The sequence below is a fragment of the Haloarcula salinisoli genome (assembly GCF_019599405.1).
Classification (GTDB): domain Archaea; phylum Halobacteriota; class Halobacteria; order Halobacteriales; family Haloarculaceae; genus Haloarcula; species Haloarcula salinisoli.
The window spans coordinates 63,035-79,797 of the sequence record NZ_RKLQ01000007.1; the positions used below are offsets into that span (position 1 = coordinate 63,035).

At 56.2% G+C, this 16,763-nt stretch carries 13 protein-coding genes; 9 read left to right on the forward strand and 4 right to left on the reverse strand.

Features of this window, described 5'->3' with window-relative positions:
* The first annotated feature begins 19 nt into the window (after positions 1-19).
* Entirely contained in the window at positions 20-1,090 is a 1,071-nt protein-coding gene (locus EGD98_RS20480; RefSeq protein WP_220590222.1) for a glycosyltransferase family 4 protein, read from the forward strand.
* Between the two features lie 121 nt (positions 1,091-1,211).
* Here the strand turns inward: EGD98_RS20480 and EGD98_RS20485 are convergent, their stop codons facing one another.
* Positions 1,212-2,567 carry a lysine N(6)-hydroxylase/L-ornithine N(5)-oxygenase family protein gene (locus EGD98_RS20485; RefSeq protein WP_220590223.1) on the reverse strand — a complete coding sequence of 452 codons (1,356 nt, stop codon included), beginning with the start codon at positions 2,565-2,567 and terminating at the stop codon, positions 1,212-1,214.
* 247 nt (positions 2,568-2,814) lie between these two features.
* Between EGD98_RS20485 and EGD98_RS20490 the strand changes: the two genes are divergently transcribed.
* The 5 genes from EGD98_RS20490 to EGD98_RS20510 all read left to right on the forward strand — a co-directional run bounded on the left by EGD98_RS20490 (position 2,815) and on the right by EGD98_RS20510 (position 9,272).
* On the forward strand, positions 2,815-3,771 hold the full coding sequence (locus tag EGD98_RS20490; RefSeq protein WP_220590224.1) for a Gfo/Idh/MocA family protein: 957 nt from the start codon (positions 2,815-2,817) through the stop codon (positions 3,769-3,771).
* Positions 3,772-3,802: 31 nt separating this feature from the next.
* Entirely contained in the window at positions 3,803-4,876 is a 1,074-nt protein-coding gene (locus EGD98_RS20495; protein WP_220590251.1) for an enolase-like domain-containing protein, read from the forward strand.
* A 57-nt stretch (positions 4,877-4,933) separates the two neighbouring features.
* Complete coding sequence (locus EGD98_RS20500) at positions 4,934-6,655, forward strand: carbamoyltransferase family protein (RefSeq protein WP_220590225.1); 1,722 nt, start codon at positions 4,934-4,936, stop codon at positions 6,653-6,655.
* A gap of 96 nt (positions 6,656-6,751) precedes the next feature.
* A complete protein-coding gene (locus EGD98_RS20505; protein ID WP_220590226.1) occupies positions 6,752-8,263 on the forward strand; it encodes a class I adenylate-forming enzyme family protein in 1,512 nt (503 codons plus the stop codon).
* A 133-nt stretch (positions 8,264-8,396) separates the two neighbouring features.
* Positions 8,397-9,272, forward strand: coding sequence for an aminotransferase class IV (locus EGD98_RS20510; protein ID WP_236039709.1), 876 nt, complete (start codon positions 8,397-8,399; stop codon positions 9,270-9,272).
* A 16-nt stretch (positions 9,273-9,288) separates the two neighbouring features.
* Here EGD98_RS20510 and EGD98_RS20515 read toward each other — a convergent pair whose 3' ends face one another.
* From EGD98_RS20515 to EGD98_RS20525, 3 genes are all read right to left on the reverse strand, one after another.
* A complete protein-coding gene (locus EGD98_RS20515; protein WP_220590227.1) occupies positions 9,289-10,638 on the reverse strand; it encodes a lysine N(6)-hydroxylase/L-ornithine N(5)-oxygenase family protein in 1,350 nt (449 codons plus the stop codon).
* Positions 10,639-10,812: 174 nt separating this feature from the next.
* Positions 10,813-11,454, reverse strand: coding sequence for a rod-determining factor RdfA (gene rdfA / locus EGD98_RS20520; RefSeq protein WP_220590228.1), 642 nt, complete (start codon positions 11,452-11,454; stop codon positions 10,813-10,815).
* Between the two features lie 141 nt (positions 11,455-11,595).
* Positions 11,596-12,180: a hypothetical protein gene (locus EGD98_RS20525; RefSeq protein WP_220590229.1), complete on the reverse strand. Its 585-nt coding sequence runs from the start codon at positions 12,178-12,180 to the stop codon at positions 11,596-11,598.
* A gap of 156 nt (positions 12,181-12,336) precedes the next feature.
* On the opposite strand from EGD98_RS20525, the gene EGD98_RS20530 reads away from it, so the two are divergent.
* From EGD98_RS20530 to EGD98_RS20540, 3 genes are all read left to right on the forward strand, one after another.
* The gene (locus tag EGD98_RS20530) at positions 12,337-14,169 is read left to right on the forward strand and encodes an archaea-specific SMC-related protein (protein ID WP_220590230.1); all 1,833 of its coding nucleotides are present in this window, start codon (positions 12,337-12,339) and stop codon (positions 14,167-14,169) included.
* Between the two features lie 481 nt (positions 14,170-14,650).
* Positions 14,651-16,141 (forward strand): anthranilate synthase component I family protein, encoded by a 1,491-nt coding sequence (locus tag EGD98_RS20535; RefSeq protein WP_425433358.1) that lies wholly within the window; start codon positions 14,651-14,653, stop codon positions 16,139-16,141.
* Positions 16,138-16,725 (forward strand): anthranilate synthase component II, encoded by a 588-nt coding sequence (locus EGD98_RS20540; RefSeq protein WP_220590231.1) that lies wholly within the window; start codon positions 16,138-16,140, stop codon positions 16,723-16,725. Before EGD98_RS20535 ends, EGD98_RS20540 begins: the two co-directional genes overlap by 4 nt.
* Positions 16,726-16,763: the final 38 nt, after the last annotated feature.

Genomic DNA, 16,763 nt, shown 5'->3' on the forward strand with positions numbered 1-16,763 from the left:
TAGCAACAAGGGTGGGACTGTGACCGTCTGTCTCTCTGTGATGGAGGCGCTCCAGGGAGAGTACGACCTTACGCTGTACAGTACTGACCGTCCGGATATCGATTCACTGAACGAGCACTACGGGACTGACGTGACGGATGTCGCGGTCGAGAGAGTCACTCTCCCGACGGCAATCCCATCTTTCGTCGACGGCAAACATGAGCGCGCAATGGTAAACCGCGTCGCCAAACGACAGCTCTCCGGCGAGGATGTCGTCGTTTCGACCCAGTGGGAACTGAACGCGCCCATACCGTCGCTGCAGTACATCGACCTGCCCTCGCTCGTTTCACCGGTCCCCTCGGACCTCGGAGGCCTGGACCGTATCCGCAAGCGCTCCGGGAACGCCATCTCGAAGCGACTCGCGGGGTTCGATGCCGCGTCTTTTGGCGACGCCCGGGTTTTGACGAACTCGAACTGGACGGCGAACCTACTGAGAACTGTTCACGGGGTCGAGGCCGAGGTTGTCTACCCGCCCTCGGTAAAGCGGGACGACTTCCAGGAGACGAGAGAGTGGGATGAGCGGGAGTCCGGCTTCGTCACTGTCGGCCGTATCCGGCCCTCGAAAAGGACCTTGCGAGCGATGAAAATAGTCGAGGCCCTCAGGGAGCGAGGTCTCGACGTTCATCTTCACGTTCTCGGCCCGACAAACGCTCCCGAATACGAGCGTCGGGCCCGCGCGATCGCTGCAGACCGGCCCTTCATCAAGTACGAGGGCGAGGTCAGCAGGGAGCGATTACTCCATCTGCTCTCGACCCACCGCTACGGGCTCCACGCGAAGGACGCAGAACCGTTCGGTATCGCGGTTGCTGAGATGGTGGCTGCCGGGATGGTGCCATTCGTACCGGATGGTGGTGGGCAGCGAGAGATTGTCGACAACAATGCTGCCCTCGTCTACAGTGATATTTCAGACGCTGTCAGCTCTATCGAGAGGGTCCTCGCGGACAGAGAGAAACAGCTCTCTCTCAGAGAGACGCTTGCACGAAAGGTCTCCGATTTCACGCGCCAGAATTACAAGACCGCAATCAAACAGCATACCGCTGAACTGCTGTGATGGCGTTCACGTCTCTCCCCGCTGTCTCAGGCCACTCACCGCTTGCTTGACTGTCCTCGGCCATGTCCAGCGGTTCGTTCCCACCGGACACCTTGGGTATACTTGTGTTTCGGTTCGTCCGCTAGTCGCTGGATAGCGGAATCTCTTCGATACGTCCACTTTGTGATGACTGTTCGAGGAACTGGTCGGTCCCGAAACTCTGGAATCGGTCTCCCTGCCCGACTTTGTACACTTCCTCGCCGAGTATCTCGTTGATTATCGTCCCTGCCTGGTAGGCGCCAAGCGACAGGTCGGCGGTGTTGAAACCGTGTTCGTGGAAGCCGCGGTTCTGTGCGAAGATGGAGCCGTCCAGTCCCCTTGTCTCGACCTCGAAGTTCTCCCCAATCTCGAACTGGTTCTCCCCCGCGAATTTGATGTGCTCTCGCACTAGCTCCAGAAACTCCGGAATCGTCCGACGGTATCCGGTTCCCAGGATGACCACCTCGCTTTCGTGGCAGAACCGTTCGTCTTCCTCCCACTGATGACACTGGAGTTGATAGGTATCGCCGGAACCCGCCCCTATCGATTCGACCTCGGTCTTGGCCAGCATACCGATATCGGGGTCCTCGTCGACCGAATAGTGATACAGCGTGTTGTAGATTGCTGCGCTCGTGTCGGGTGCGATCCCTTTATAAAGGAGGTCCTGTTGGTCGACGCGCTCTTCGCTGGTCTCCTGTGGCAAGTCATAGAAGTACTCCATGTAGTCCGACGAGCGGAGCTCACGGGTGAGTTTTGACGAATCAACGGGGTAGAAGCCGTCCGAGCGGGTGAACCAGTCGATGCGGTACTCGTTGTCGGGCTGTTTCCGCAACAGGTCCAGCACGATTTCCGCGGCTGACTGTCCCGACCCGACGACGGTGATGGTATCAGCGTCCAGACACCGGTCTCGCTGCGATAGATATCCCGAACTGTGGAAGACATCGTCGTCCGGATGGCCGCGAAGCGACTCCGGAACGTAGGGTTGGCTTCCCGTCCCCAGCACGATGTCGTCACACCGGTACTCGGTCACACCCGTTCCGGTCGTGCTGTCTGCCTGAATCAGGAACTCCCCGGACTCGGTTACTCTGACAGCGTCGACTCGCTGGCCGAACTGACAGCTATCGAGGCGGTCGATAACCCAGTTACAGTACTTGTTATACTCTTTGCGTGGAATACGGAAGTTCTCGTAGTTGTAGAACTCCCAGAATCTGTCGTGGTGATGGAGATAGTTCAGGAAACTGTGTGGATTGGTCGGATCCGCCGGTGTGACCAGGTCCCCGAGAATCGAACTAACGAGGGTCGATCCCTCGATGAGCATGTCTTCGTGCCAGATGAACTCGGACTGCTGATCGAGGAAGGCCGCATCGAGCGAGTCGTCTAACCCGTCGATGAGAGCTGCGAGCCCGAGATTGAACGGACCGATACCGATACCGATGACATCGTACTGTCTCTGACCCATACTGTGGGCTCATGGTCGCACCGGCAAATTTTTTTTCATTGACACCGGGTGAGAGAAACTGTGATACTCGCTGCTCTTCTGGGCCTCCCTTTCCACTGAGTCTTCACCATATCTGATACGGACTGAGCCCGTCCCAGACTCGGGGAGCTGGCACCGGATATCGAGGTTTCGGCCGCGTCCACCTGTTTCGATATGTCCACGAAACGAAATCAACACATATTTTAGACGGCTTCTGGAAAATTTAGGTATGGAGGTTGGCGTAATTGGAGCGGGTGGTATCGCAAAAGAACACATGCGTAACCTGGATGCACTCGACGATGTCTCGATAACTGCGGTCTGTGACATCGACGAGGAGACCGCCAATCGGGCGGCAGGAAAACGTGACGCCGCCGCATACGTGGACCACGAAGAACTGTACGACACCCATGGGGATGCTCTCGATGCAGTGTTCATCTGCATCCCGCCGTTCGCTCATACGACACAGGAGACGATTGCGGCCGAGCGGGACATCCCGTTCCTCGTCGAGAAGCCAGTCACCGTCTCGGTGGACAAGGCAAAGGAGATTGCATCGACAGTCTCCGAGAGCGACATCATGACCCACGTCAGTTACGAGAGTCGGTTCAACCCCACCACGGATCTGGTCGAGGAGTACGTCGGCGACAGGCAGATCTCGCTGATGACCGCGCAGTTCCTCTCACCGATCCCACCACAGGACTGGTTCACCGACGAGGCAAAGTCCGGTGGCCAGCTGTTCGAACAGACGAGTCACTACATCGATCTGTTCCGCTACTTCGCAGGAGAGGTCGAGAGTGTGATGGGCTATGGCGCCCAGGAGGTACTCGAGGACGAACTCAATTTCAACGACACGACTGCCGTGGTGCTCGAGCACGAATCGGGGACCATCAGTCAGGTGGCCTCGACGACAGCCTCCCCAGATTACGACGTCAGCGGAATCACGATGGTGGGGGACGACTTCCGCCTCGTTCGACAGGACGAGTCGCTCACTGGCACAGTCGCGGGCGAAGAAGTCAACGAGACTGCTACCCAAGACAACCACTACATCGAAGACAAGGCGTTCGTCGAAGCAGTCAGAAACGACAATCCCGACCGTCTGCGGTGTCCATACGCAGATGGTGTCAAGACGCTCGAGGTCGTCGACGCCGTCAAGGAGTCGATAGAGACCGGTGAGCGGGTGTACCTTTGACGGTCGTAGGCCAGTGAGCAACGCTACCGGAATGTATTCTGCGATAGCAGACCTCCCACTGCGCATACACACGTGTTCAGCGACGAGAAACCAGTCGCAGACCACGGGGGGGTTCGATCGGGTCACGACCACAATATCGCTCTACGGAGACGGTGTGGTTGGCCGTGGCGAGGATGTTATCTACGACCCGAGAGCCCACCGCGAGCCCCAGACCACTGTGGAGGCGTTCGCCCTGACCGGTACGTATACATTCGACGAGTTCTCATCCTACCTTGACTCGCTCAATCTGTTCCCGGGAACGACACCCGACAGGGAAGCCGACCGTCACTACAGACGATGGGCTCTCGAGAGTGCCGGGCTCGACCTTGCGCTCCGTCAGGCGTCGAAGAGTCTCGGGGACGCTGTCGGACGGAGCTACGACCCCGTCGACTTCGTCGTAAGTACCACACTGGGAGACCCACCCAGCACCGACCGAGTGGAGACTCTCCAGGAGCACGACTCTGACCTCGCGTTCAAGCTCGACCCGGTACCGGCTTGGACGCCTGACCTGATCTCCGAACTCGCATCGACGGGCGCCGTCCGTATCCTCGATTTCAAGGGTCAGTACGAGAACGTTCCAGTTGCGCAGCCACCCCACCCGGAACTGTACGAACAGATTGTCGATGCGTTTCCGGAAGCGCTGCTTGAAGATCCCGCGGTCACGGACAGGACCCGACCGCTGTTTGCGAATGTCAGTTCGCGAGTTGCCTGGGACCACCCGGTCACGGGCACGGAAACTCTGGAGGCACTCCCCTTCGAGACACAGCACGTAAACATCAAGCCGTCGCGATTCGGGTCCGTCGCGTCGCTGTTCGAAACCATCGAGTACTGCGAAACCCACGGAATACAGATGTACGGTGGCGGCCAGTACGAACTCGATGTCGGTCGGGGACAGATTCAGGCTCTCGCCTCACTGTATTATCCCGATAGCCCCAACGACGTCGCCCCGCGGGCGTACAACGAGCCGGAGTTACCCGAACTAACCCAGACCAGTCCGCTCGAACCCCCCAGCGAGCAGTCAGGGTTGTCGTGGCGTCCCGCCGATGGCGGCCAGACGCCGTACTGATAGCGCCCAGATTTCGTGACCGTTAGAATTAATTAATAACCCTACAGACAAGCCGGTATGGCCGACTATATACTGAGTTTCAACCCTGTGTCGGCGTTCTGGGACGCGGGCCACGACCCGAGTGCCGTGATAGCCACTGACGACGAGATCGCATATGCCATCGAAGAAGAGCGGTTACGGCGTGAGAAACATGCGCCGGGGACCTTTCCGATACAGTCGATTCAGTCCTGCCTCGATGCGGAGGACATCACTGTCGACGACATCGAGAAGTTCGTCATTCCCTGGGAACCGAGCCTGATATACAGGACTATCGACTACGAACTGTACTACAATCTCATCGAACGGGACGGTCTCCGGAATAAGCTCACCGGTCTGTCGTCCGTTATCGACGACTGTACCGGCTGGACAGTACGGCCGAAACGACGGCCGGTAAAACGCGCACTCGAGGAGATAACGGGGACCGAATCACTCCCGCCGATCGAATTCGAGCCCCATCACCGCTGTCACGCCTATTCGGCAGCCTATCCTGCCCCCTTCGATGAGGGTGTCGTCCTGACCATCGACGGTCGTGGCGAGTACGATGCGACCGTCGTCTGGCAATACGAGGGCGGGGAGCTCAACCGAGTCCGGACCTACGAGTATCCCAACAGTCTGGGGTACTTTTTTTCAGCCGTGACAGGGTTCCTGGGCTACCGACCGTTCAACGGTGAGGGAAAAATTATGGGACTCGCCCCATACGGCAACGAAAACGAGTGGATCGAGGCGACACTTCGGGAGGTAGTCGAGACTGGCGTCGATTACGACGTGACAGAGATCGCCGCTTTGACCGCGTCTGAGAGCATTCAAGAGCTGGAATCACTGTTCAACCGTCCCCGGAAAGAACAGACAGACTCTTTCTGTCAGTTTGATAAAGATCTGGCATACGCTACCCAGTCGCTGCTCGAGGATATCATCTGCGACATCGCAGACCATTACTGTCGGGAGCTATCGACAGGTAACGTCGCCGTTTCGGGTGGGGTCGCACTGAACTGCAAGATGAATAAAGCGATCCGCGAACTGGACACCGTCGATGAATTCTACGCCCAGCCCGTTTCACACGATGCGGGTCTCGCCCTTGGCGCCTGTATGGGTGACATCGGTGATCGAAACGCCGCGTTAGATTCGCTCTATCTCGGCCCACGCTACTCCAATGCGGAAATTCGAGCGACGTTGGACCGCATAAAAGCCGACTACCACCGGCCCGACAACCTCGCGAAACACGTCGCCGAACGGCTGGCCGAGGGCGAACTGGTCGGCTGGTTCCAGGGGCGGATGGAACTCGGGCCGCGTGCGCTAGGGAACCGGAGTATCCTTGCGGACCCGCGGACCGGGGCCTCGAGAGACCGGGTCAACGACCACGTGAAACACCGGGAGAGCTGGCGACCGTTTTCTCCGTCTATCCTAGAGCCGGCTGCTGAGACGTACTTCCAGGACGGACAGCGGGCCCCCTTCATGATTCAAACGTTCGACGTGGCTGAAAAGCACCGAAATAAAATGGAGGCGGTCCTCCACCCCGAAGACGACACACTCCGTCCCCAAACGGTCACTGCGGACCAGAACCCCCGGTACTATTCCTTACTTGAATCGTTCCGCGAGATTACGGGTGTCCCGGCACTGTTGAACACTTCGTTCAACGACCACGGGGAACCGATAGTGATGACGCCCCGGCAGGCGTTGAAAGACTTCTATGCAATGGGACTTGACGCGCTCGTTCTGGGCAACTACGTTCTTGAGAAGTAACGGCTCGGCTTCGGGACACACAGGATTCCTGACCAGATAAATACGAAATAGTATTGGATAATTTTTTTATTCTCCCTGCCGAAAGTACAGGTCACAATGTGGAGTGTCGACTATCTATTTAAGAACACTGTGCGGCGGAGTCCAGAGAAGACCGCTATCGTAGATCCCCAGTCGGGCGACCGGCTCACCTACGCTGACGTAGACAGTGAGGTCACCGATATCGCAGCTGGGCTACGTAATATTGGCGTCGAGAAAGGCGACAGGGTAGCCATCTCCCTACCCAACGTCCCGAAACACATCCTCCTTGCACTCGCTATCCAGCGACTCGGGGCCGTGGCGGTACCGTTTGACCCGCGGGTCAGCAAGTCGAAATTCCGCCACTTCGTCACGGACTCGAAGCCAGAAGTTCTCGTCTTTGGCGACTCGATCGAAGACCACGTGCTGGCACTCCGTGAAGAACTGACCTGTGATACGTTCGTCAGTGCGACTGAGCCTCCGGCTTCAGACATCTACAGCTACGAGGATCTCAAACAGCCGACTGACGAGCCGATCCATGTCACTGTCGATCCGGACGACCTCAGCGTAATTCAGTACAGCTCCGGGACAACTGGCAAACCCAAGGGCGTCGAAATCACACACCGTGTCGGAGTCAACCGGGTCTTCCTCCATCTCCTGAGTCAGGAGCCCTTCGACGAGGAAACGATGCTCGGCGAAATCCCCATCTGTCACACAATCGGGTTCCACGCCAATCTCCTCACGGTAATCGCAGCGGGTGGGACCTACATTCCGATGCGTGAAATCAACCCCGAGCTCTGTCTCGAGCTGATTCAGAGAGAGGAGGTGACAATGCTCCACGAGATTCCGGTGATGTACGAACACCTGCTCGGGGCTGCCCAAGAGGCTGACATTGACCCGAGTGACTGTTTCGAATCAGTCGAGTTCGTTGTCTCTTCCTCGGCACCCATCGGGACCGATCTATTCGCTGATATCAAGGAGATAATCGACCCGGATTACATCTACAACACCTATGGGATGAGTGAAATATATCCGCCATACTCCAAGGTGAACCTGAGGAACAAGGATGACCACCAACTGTTCGGCTACGCTGACACGCCTGACATCCGACTCGTCGAGATCGGCTCCCGCGACCCGACTGCCGAAGTCGAGCCTGGCGAAGAGGGCGAGTTTATCGTCCGGAGTGACTCTCCTGGCGCCTTCGACGGGTACTGGAGCGACCACAAGGACGCCGCCGAAGAGATCGAGGACGGCTGGTACTTTAGCGGTGATGGCTGTGTGGAAACAGGTTCGGGCTACTATAAGCTGACCGGCCGTCTGGACAACCGGATTAAGTTCGTGGGGGAGAACATCTACCCCGAGAACGTAGAATCAGTCTTGCTTACTCATCCGTCTGTCCAGCAAAGCTCCGTTGTCGGTGTCGAGCACGACGAGTTCGGCGAAGTTCCGAAGGCGTTTGTACGGGTCGACGACTCCGCTGTAACCGCCGAGGAACTCGAGCAGTTCTGCGTCGATAGCGACGAACTTGAGGATCACAAGCGGCCCCGCGAGTTCGAGTTCGTCGACGAAGTCCCTGACAGTGGCCTGCTGTAGTCCGTCTTGATGAGTTTTTATTCGAGATGAACTATAACGGAAACAAAAGCGATTGGTGGGGCGAGGACATACGGGTGTGTGTGCTGGTTCGTACTAACACGCTGTTGACCCCACATACGAGGAGGAGAGTGTCATGAGCGAGATGCTATACTGTGTCAACGGTGAGCTGGTGCCCGCGTCCGAAGCCACAGTTTCTGTCCAGGACCGAGGGTTCAAATACGGTGACGCGGTTTTCGAGACGTTGCGGGCGTACGACGGCCAGCCATTCGAATGGGACCGGCACGTAGCGAGGCTGCACCGCAGCTGTGAGCTGCTCGGTTTCGAGCCCGGATACAGCGATGAGTTCCTGCACTCGAAGACGCTGGAGACGCTCGCGGCCAACGACCTGTCCGAGGCCTACATCAGACTCTCCGTGACGAGAGGCATTCATTCGGGGAAGCTCTCGCCGCCTTCTGACCCAGAGCAGACGCTGGTAATCATCGTCTCTGAGCTCCCCAGGGGCGGGACAGAGGGACACCCTGTCTGGGACGGACCGGCGTCGGTTGAAATCGTCGACACTGCCAGGGTGGCCGACGACGCCATCCCCGCAGCCGCAAAAACCCACAATTACCTGAACGGAATCCTGGCACGTTGCGAGTCGGGCGCCGACGAGACAGTCATGACTGATGCCAACGGGCGACTCTCCGAAGGCGCGACGAGTAATCTCATTTTCTCCCGCGACGGCCGCCTGCACACCCCGACGCTCGACGGGCCGGTCCTCCCAGGCATTACTCGTGCTGTCGTCAAAGAGCTCGCAGCCCAACTGGGGATAGAAATCGAGGTTGGGTCCTATACGCCTGCCGACCTCAGGGCGGCCGATGGCGCCTGTCTGACCAATACAACGTGGGAGATTCGCCCGATAGAGAAGGTCGATGGGACCCATCTCGGAAACTGCGAACAGATAGAGGCCCTTCGGACGGCGTTCGACGAATACGTCGAGTCAACCCACTACGATTCCCCCGATTCGTGACGCCCGGCGCCGACCCTCAGTCGTCGGTTATCGGACGTTCCAGTTCACGACTGTTCGGGGACTGTTCGAGGAACTGGTCGGTACCGAAACTCTGGAAACGGTCTCCCTCTCCGACCGAGTAGACCTCCTCACCGACGACCTCGTTGATTATCTTGGCGCCCTGATACGGGCTGATAGAGAGATCGGCTGTGTTGAAACCGTGTTCGTGGAAGCCGCGGTTCTGTGCAAAGATGGAGCCATCCAGACCCGTCGTCCCGACTTCGAAGTTCTCACCGATCTCGAATTGGTTCTCCCCCGCAAACTCGATGTGCTCATGCAGGGGGTCCAGAAACTCCGGGATGGGACGATTGTAACCGGTACCGAGGATGACAACCTCGCTATCGTGGTAGAACCGTTCATCTTCTTCGCGTTGCTGGCATTTGAGTCGGTACGCCCCCGAAGGGCCATCCTCGAGGGACTGAACCTCGGTCTTGGCGAGCATCCCGAACGTCGGGTCATCCTCTATCGAGTGGTGATACAGCGTATCATAGATGGCTGCACTCGTCGCGGGGGATATCCCTTTGTACAGGAGGTCCTGTTGCTCGACGCGCTCTTCGCTGGTCTCCTGGGGCAAGTCGTGGAAGTAGTCGATGTAGTCAGGTGTCCGTATTTCACGAGTCAGATCCGATGGGTCTACTGGGTAAAAGCCGTCCGAGCGGGTGAACCAGTCGAGGCGGTACTCGTTGTCGGGCTGTTTCCGCAACAGGTCCAGCACGATTTCCGCAGCCGACTGGCCCGATCCGACGACGGTGATGCTATCCGCATCCAGACATCGGTCTCGCTGGGACAAATACACCGAGCTGTGGAACACATCCTCTTTCGGATGGCCGCGAAGCGACTCCGGAACGTATGGCTTCATACCGACACCCAGAACGATATTTGAACTGTGATACGTTTCCATCTCCCCGGTTTCCGGGTCGGTCGCCTGTATCTCGAATCCGGAGCCATTATCTGTAACCGACTCGACGCGACGGCTGAATTCACAGTTGTCTACACGCTCTGCCACCCACTTGCAGTAGTTGTTGAACTCACGGCGGGGTATCTTTGGGTTGTCATAGTTGTGAAATTCCTGAAAGCGACCCTGTTCATGGAGATAGTTCAGAAAGCTGTGTGAGTTGGTCGGGTCGACCGGTGTGACCATATCACCAAGGATTGAACTCATGAGGGCGGTTCCCTCGATGAGCATGTCCTCGTGCCACCCAAAGGAGGATTTCTGTTCGAGAAACAGCGCGTCAACCGGCTCTTCGGTCTCATTGAGTAGGGCTGCCAACGCCAGATTAGACGGTCCGATACCGATACCGACGACGTCGTAACTGGGGGATTTCATACAAATTTCAAACGCTTAATCACTAATATATTTATTGGAAACAACTAACCGGTTCGACAACCGCACTGTCTCTCCGGTGGGGTAATCTAAGCTTCGTACATACTGTATTTCCGCTGTACAGTGGAGATAATCGGCCCGCCGCTATCTGTCACTGATAGGGTCGCAGTTACAGACTCAGTCCTCGGCAGGGGCGATGTGCTCACAGACGTACCCCCTATCCAGGGCGTCAGCAAGCGAAACACGGGTAGGGCACTCGGGACAGGTCATCGTAATCGAAATCATAACATCTGCCTCGCTTGCCCCGGCAATCTTGCCCTTGTTTTCTAGGGTTCTCAACGACTCTTCGATCTTATCTTGGAGAATATCCTTGCTGATTTCAATCTGGTCTTGTTCCCACTCGCTGGAACTGTCGGTCGGCGGGGTCTCTTTCGAGCCATCTAAGCAGCCTTTGAGGTGTCTGGCCATCGTGCTCTTTGAGACGAATTCCCCTTGCAGCTGTTCGCCGTCGATCCCGTCTGCAGATAAATCGGCAAGGAGCTCTTCTACCCTGTGAGGGGCGATCTCGTCACCTGATAGCGTCTGATACTCGGAGTCGATACGGAGATCGATATCCGACCGGCCGTGACGCTGATACACTCGTCGCAGTAATCTCTTATTGAACCACTCGGATAGCTGTCTGTAACCGACTGCCTCTTGTTCACCAGCTCCTTTCCATTTATTAACTAAATACGCATCTAGATTCCCAGTCGAGTGACCCGGTGGCTCAAGTCCATAATCCGCTATGACCCGACCGACCTTACAACAATGTTTCCCCATTAACTCACGAATTAGGCGTTATTCGTTAAGAAACATTGGAAAAATTACGATAATTTTACATTTGAATATATACATTATAATGGTGGAGTCATTTTGCCATCGGGAGAGCTACCAGTGTCCCATCGATTCAGTGAATGGGCTTCATGACTCTGTACAGCCACACCGTTTGTTTCGGACAAGACTCTCGATGTTCGATAACAAGATATCATCTGTCTCTGTGCCGTTACACACGGACAGCCAGTGGACGGTTTCAGAACAGTCCGTACATTTGTACACGGGCGCGAGCTCACCGAACCGAAATTCATGCTGGAGTTCCAGCAGATCTTGGACGCTGCGGATTGCTACCCTGTCCGGTGGGGTGTTGAATACGTAGTAGAGATAGGTCCCTGAACCGTCGGACCCAGACAGGGAGCGGTGACCCAGGTCAAGGAAATAGAGGTCCTGAGTACTGGCGTCGTCACCACACCCCGTTGCCTCAGACGAGGACGCCGGTTGAGAGGACAGAAATTGTTCAATTTTCCCGGAGGAGTCAAAATTCGAGATATAGTAGATGTCCAGTATTTGTCCGTCGATCGAGACCGTATCGTATTCGGTGAATTGTATCGCATACTCGTTTAGAAGCTCTTCTATCGGTGTTTGAACGTGAGTTATTGCGAGTAGACCCAGTGTCCCAAACTGGTTTTCGAAGTATGACTCACTTCTGTTATCAAGTATATTTATCTTCATAGTGTCCAATATTTATCAATTAATGGAGGGCTTGCCACGAACCTTCGCCTGCATTATATTTATCTCAAACTATAGCTTAATATAAAAAGTTTCCGAGCGGTCTTTGTATTGGGATACCCCTGAATTTTTAAGCATAGCACGCAATTCCCTTGAGATATGTGGGAATTCGACATCTGCCAAATCGCTGGCATTTATTCCGGAGAAGCGACGCTACGTCCGGGGTTGAACGTTATCCAGGCCAGTAATTGGGAGGGGAAGTCATCGCTGCTTACGGCCATACGGACCGTATTGGGTGGCGAAATTGATACGTCGACACTGACTGAGGGAGAGTCGGAAGGAGCGGTAACGCTCACTGTAACGGACGCCGATGAGACCTATGAGGTCACGCTCACGCGGAGAGGGGACCGTGTGGTCCAAAGCGGAGAGCCGTACCTGACCAACGATCAGGACCGACTCTGTGCGGAACTCTTCGCATTTCTCCATGGTGAAAATCCAATACGAACTGCGGTCAGGAACAACAACGACCTCACGCCGTCGCTGATCCGGCCCCTAGAGGAGGAGAATATCAGAGCGGAAATTCGCTCTCTGCAGGCAGAGCGCGAAGATCTTCAGAGGGAACTCTCGACGGCGGAAAAGGCAGCGAAGCAACTCCCAGCGAAGACGGAACGAATCAGCGAATTAGAGGACGAACGTGACCAGCTGGAGTCCGATATCGGGGACCTGGAAGGTGACCAGGAGACCGACGGAAATCAGGCGGAGCTGAGAGAGTCGCTCAAAAAGGCACGTCGGGAGCGGGAACAGTTCAAAAAGCGGGTGGATCGGCTAGAACAGAAGACCTCCTCGATTACGTCACAGATTCAGGACAAGCGAGCCACTCTGGAGGACCTTTCGGTTCCATCGGTTCAGGGACTACAGGCGGATATCGAGGCAAAGCAAGCAGAGCGCCAGCAACTGGACAGCGAGATAGAGACGCTGGAGGCGTTGTACAACGCAAACGAGAGCGTTCTTGACGGAAATCATCTCAATCTCGTCACGGAGGTTGGAACCCAGTTGACCGAGGACCGATTGTCCTGTTGGATCTGTGGGAGCGAGACGACCCGTGAAGATATTGAAGAGCGGATGGAGGCGTTGAGTGAGCAGATTCTGACCCGCCGCGACCGCCGGTCCGAACTTCGGAACACGATTGCTGAGCTTGAGGACCAGCAGGCCGAAATAACACGGAAACAGCGCCGCAAAGACACACTCGAACAAGAGATCTCATCGCTCGAGAACAAACTCACGGAGGATCGAGCCGAACTCGAGACGGCCCAGACTGAACTGAGCGAACTTTCTGAACGCGTCGAGTCGCTTGAGGCCAAAAACCAGCAGCAAGACGACAGGCAGCGAGAGTTAGAACGGGAACTGGCCCGGACAGAGGCGGAACTGGAGACGCTGCGCGAAGAGCGTCAGTCACTGGAGGAGGAGGCCACAAAGCGCGATACGTTGTCGGAACAGATCGAATCCATCGACGACGACATCGAGTCCTTACGCTCTCGCCGGGAGCGGATAATCGACGAGGTGATCGCCGCTTTCGACGAGGCGCTGGCAGAGGTTGTTGACATGTTTGACCCCAGCTTCGAGACCGCCCGCCTTGAGAAGTATACTGACGCCGAGACAGGTCAGACGGAGCGACTTGAGTTGGTCATCTCTCGAGACAGTCGGGAGATAACTGTCGAGCATCTCTCCGAGGGTGAGGTAGAACTCGTTGGCTTCATGGTCGCATTGGCAGGATTCGAGGCCTTCGACGTCGCCGAGCGGGTACCGTATATACTCCTAGACGAGGTCGACGGACTGGCTAGTGATAATCTCCACACTTTGGTTACCTACCTCGAGGGCCGGACGGAGTGTCTGGTGACGACGGCCTATCCCGAGGCGGGCGACTTCGACGGGCATAGAATTTCCCCCGGTGAGTGGGAAGTTGTATCAGACTCCGTAGAGGCCACTACCTAATCTCCAAGGGGGACTGATAACTCACAATCCGTGGTGAACAGTCGGTTCACGGGACCGGTTACAGTTGTTCGGTCTCGCCGCGTCTTTCTTATCAATTCGAATGTGTCTCTATAACTCGCGAATTCACTACCAGTGGCTCAAATGTGAGACGGACTAAGGGCGTATCATTAAATCCGATACGCTGCTGGGTACATGCCGGCCCATCATTCCGTGGCATCAACGAGAGATGTGTTTTCACCACCGGTCGGTCAAACGACCAAATCTAGATGACTCATGGCAGTAAGTTAGTAAGTGCTGACCCCTTCTCGCGGCCGAATGGCCCCACGTTTCATTTTTCGGTACCGGGCCGGTGCGCTGTTCGAGGGTTTATTTTCTGGGAGGAATAGGACGCTCTCCCGTCTGGATATTTGGTTACATTCGCACTCATATAAACATTTATTAATAAGCAATCGAAACTTTCTCTTGATAGGTGAACCAGCCTATGGAGATCACATCGTCCAATCGTGTCACTACAGTCACGACCAAGGAGGATTTCGTATCGGTGGCGTCGGACATGGAGGGGGAGGGTCGGATTCCGGTCGAACTCCGGACTAGTGTCGAGGACCCATACCTGGCATATCAGCGGGCACGGAACGAGTCAGAAGGAATCTATTACGAGACGACCGGCGGCCAGAGCGGGTGGGGCTATTTCGGTATTGAGCCAGCGTACTGGGTCACCCAGCCAAACGGCGAGGCCGGTTCATTCGAGCGTCTCGAGAAGCTTCTTTCGAACGAGCGCTTGGTGCGGGGCGACTGTGATGTCCCGTATCCCTGTGGGGCGTTTGGATGGATATCGTACGATGTAGCCCGTGAGCTGGAGGACATTTCTGACACGACATCGGATGTTCGTCGACTACCACGTATCCAATTTGGCGTTTATGATATGCTGGCGGCGTGGGAAGAGCCCCGCACCGGAGACCGTACGGAACTACGATTGACCTGTTGTCCGACCGTCACTCAGGATGATGATCCGGGCTCGGTTTACGAGGCCGCCCACGACCGGTTGCTGGCATTCGTTCGGGAGATCTACGACGGAAGCGAGGCGATCGAACAGGTGGAATCAGATGGCCCCGTCACGTTTCAAACGAACGCTGACAAGACCGAGTATAGCGAGCGCATAAAACAGGTGAAACAGTACATCCGAGATGGTGATACGTTCCAGGCAAACATATCACAGCGTATCTCTGGACCCAAGGCTGTTCATCCTGCGAGAGTGTTCTCGGCTCTGCGGGAGGTCAATCCGGCACCGTACTCCGCACTGCTTGAGTTCCCGGGAGTCGACCTTATCAGCACGAGCCCGGAGTTACTCCTCGAATGCGATGATCGGAAATTACTCACGGAACCGATCGCGGGGACCCGCCCTCGAGGAGAGACCGAAGAAGAGGAGGAGCGACTCGAGGAGGACCTGCTCTCGGACGAGAAAGAGCATGCCGAACACGCGATGCTGGTCGATTTGGAACGAAACGACCTCGGGAAGGTCTCGGAGTTCGGCTCGGTCGATGTGACAGATTACCGACGTATCGACCGGTACTCTGAGGTAATGCATACGGTTTCAGTCGTGGAGGGGACCCGAAAACCCGACAAGTCGATTCCGGATGCTATCGCCGCCGTCTTCCCGGGCGGAACGATTACCGGGGCTCCGAAACCAAAGACGATGGACATCATCGACGATGTCGAGACAGCTCGGAGGGGGCCCTACACTGGTAGTATCGGCATTATCGGATTTGACGAACAGGCGACACTGAACATGACTATCCGGACCCTGGTCCAGCGGAACGACACCTATTACCTGCGTGTCGGTGCTGGTATCGTCCACGATTCCCAACCCGTCAAGGAGTTCCATGAGACGCTCGACAAAGGTCGTGCTCTCATCAATGCCATCAACACTGCACTCGATAGTGACATCGAACTCAAAGTCGATACAGAATCATGATTCTGGTCATTGACAACTACGATTCGTTCGCGTACAATCTCGTCCAGTATGTTGGTGAGTCAGCCGAAGAAATCGAGGTCTACCGGAACGACGCTATCGATATCGAAGGGATTCGTGAACTCGACCCCGACGGTATCGTGGTCTCGCCAGGGCCAGGAACGCCCCAGGAGGCGGGCATTTCGATGTCGGTATTCTCCGAAACCGACTATCCGGTTCTCGGTGTCTGCCTCGGTCATCAGGCCCTCTGTGCTGCCGAAGGTGCTGACGTCGGCCACGCTCCAGAAGTCGTCCACGGAAAGCCCTCTGAGGTGACCCACGACGGACACGGCATCTATGAGGGGTTGTCGAATTCGATACGCGTCGGCCGGTACCACTCACTCGCGGTCGACTCCGATTCACTTCCCGGGTCTCTCGAGGCGACCGGATACACAGACCGGGACGGCGACCGAATTGTGATGAGTGTTCGACACGAATCCAAACCTCACATCGGGATTCAGTATCACCCCGAAAGTATCCTGACTCCGGAGGGCAAGAACATGGTCGAGACGTTCTGTCGAATATGTCGGGGCAGTAGCTTTACGTGAACTCAAACTGCCTGTTGACACGGTTTGAGCTACGGGCT

Excerpts from the sequence above, each read along its gene's own strand:
- EGD98_RS20485 (WP_220590223.1), bottom strand. The coding sequence starts at position 2,567 with ATGGGTCAGAGACAGTACGATGTCATCGGTATCGGTATCGGTCCGTTC.
- EGD98_RS20490 (WP_220590224.1), top strand. The coding sequence starts at position 2,815 with ATGGAGGTTGGCGTAATTGGAGCGGGTGGTATCGCAAAAGAACACATG.
- EGD98_RS20495 (WP_220590251.1), top strand. The coding sequence starts at position 3,803 with ATGTATTCTGCGATAGCAGACCTCCCACTGCGCATACACACGTGTTCA.
- EGD98_RS20500 (WP_220590225.1), top strand. The coding sequence starts at position 4,934 with ATGGCCGACTATATACTGAGTTTCAACCCTGTGTCGGCGTTCTGGGAC.
- EGD98_RS20505 (WP_220590226.1), top strand. The coding sequence starts at position 6,752 with ATGTGGAGTGTCGACTATCTATTTAAGAACACTGTGCGGCGGAGTCCA.
- EGD98_RS20510 (WP_236039709.1), top strand. The coding sequence starts at position 8,397 with ATGAGCGAGATGCTATACTGTGTCAACGGTGAGCTGGTGCCCGCGTCC.
- EGD98_RS20515 (WP_220590227.1), bottom strand. The coding sequence starts at position 10,638 with ATGAAATCCCCCAGTTACGACGTCGTCGGTATCGGTATCGGACCGTCT.
- rdfA (WP_220590228.1), bottom strand. The coding sequence starts at position 11,454 with ATGGGGAAACATTGTTGTAAGGTCGGTCGGGTCATAGCGGATTATGGA.
- EGD98_RS20525 (WP_220590229.1), bottom strand. The coding sequence starts at position 12,180 with ATGAAGATAAATATACTTGATAACAGAAGTGAGTCATACTTCGAAAAC.
- EGD98_RS20530 (WP_220590230.1), top strand. The coding sequence starts at position 12,337 with ATGTGGGAATTCGACATCTGCCAAATCGCTGGCATTTATTCCGGAGAA.
- EGD98_RS20535 (WP_425433358.1), top strand. The coding sequence starts at position 14,651 with ATGGAGATCACATCGTCCAATCGTGTCACTACAGTCACGACCAAGGAG.
- EGD98_RS20540 (WP_220590231.1), top strand. The coding sequence starts at position 16,138 with ATGATTCTGGTCATTGACAACTACGATTCGTTCGCGTACAATCTCGTC.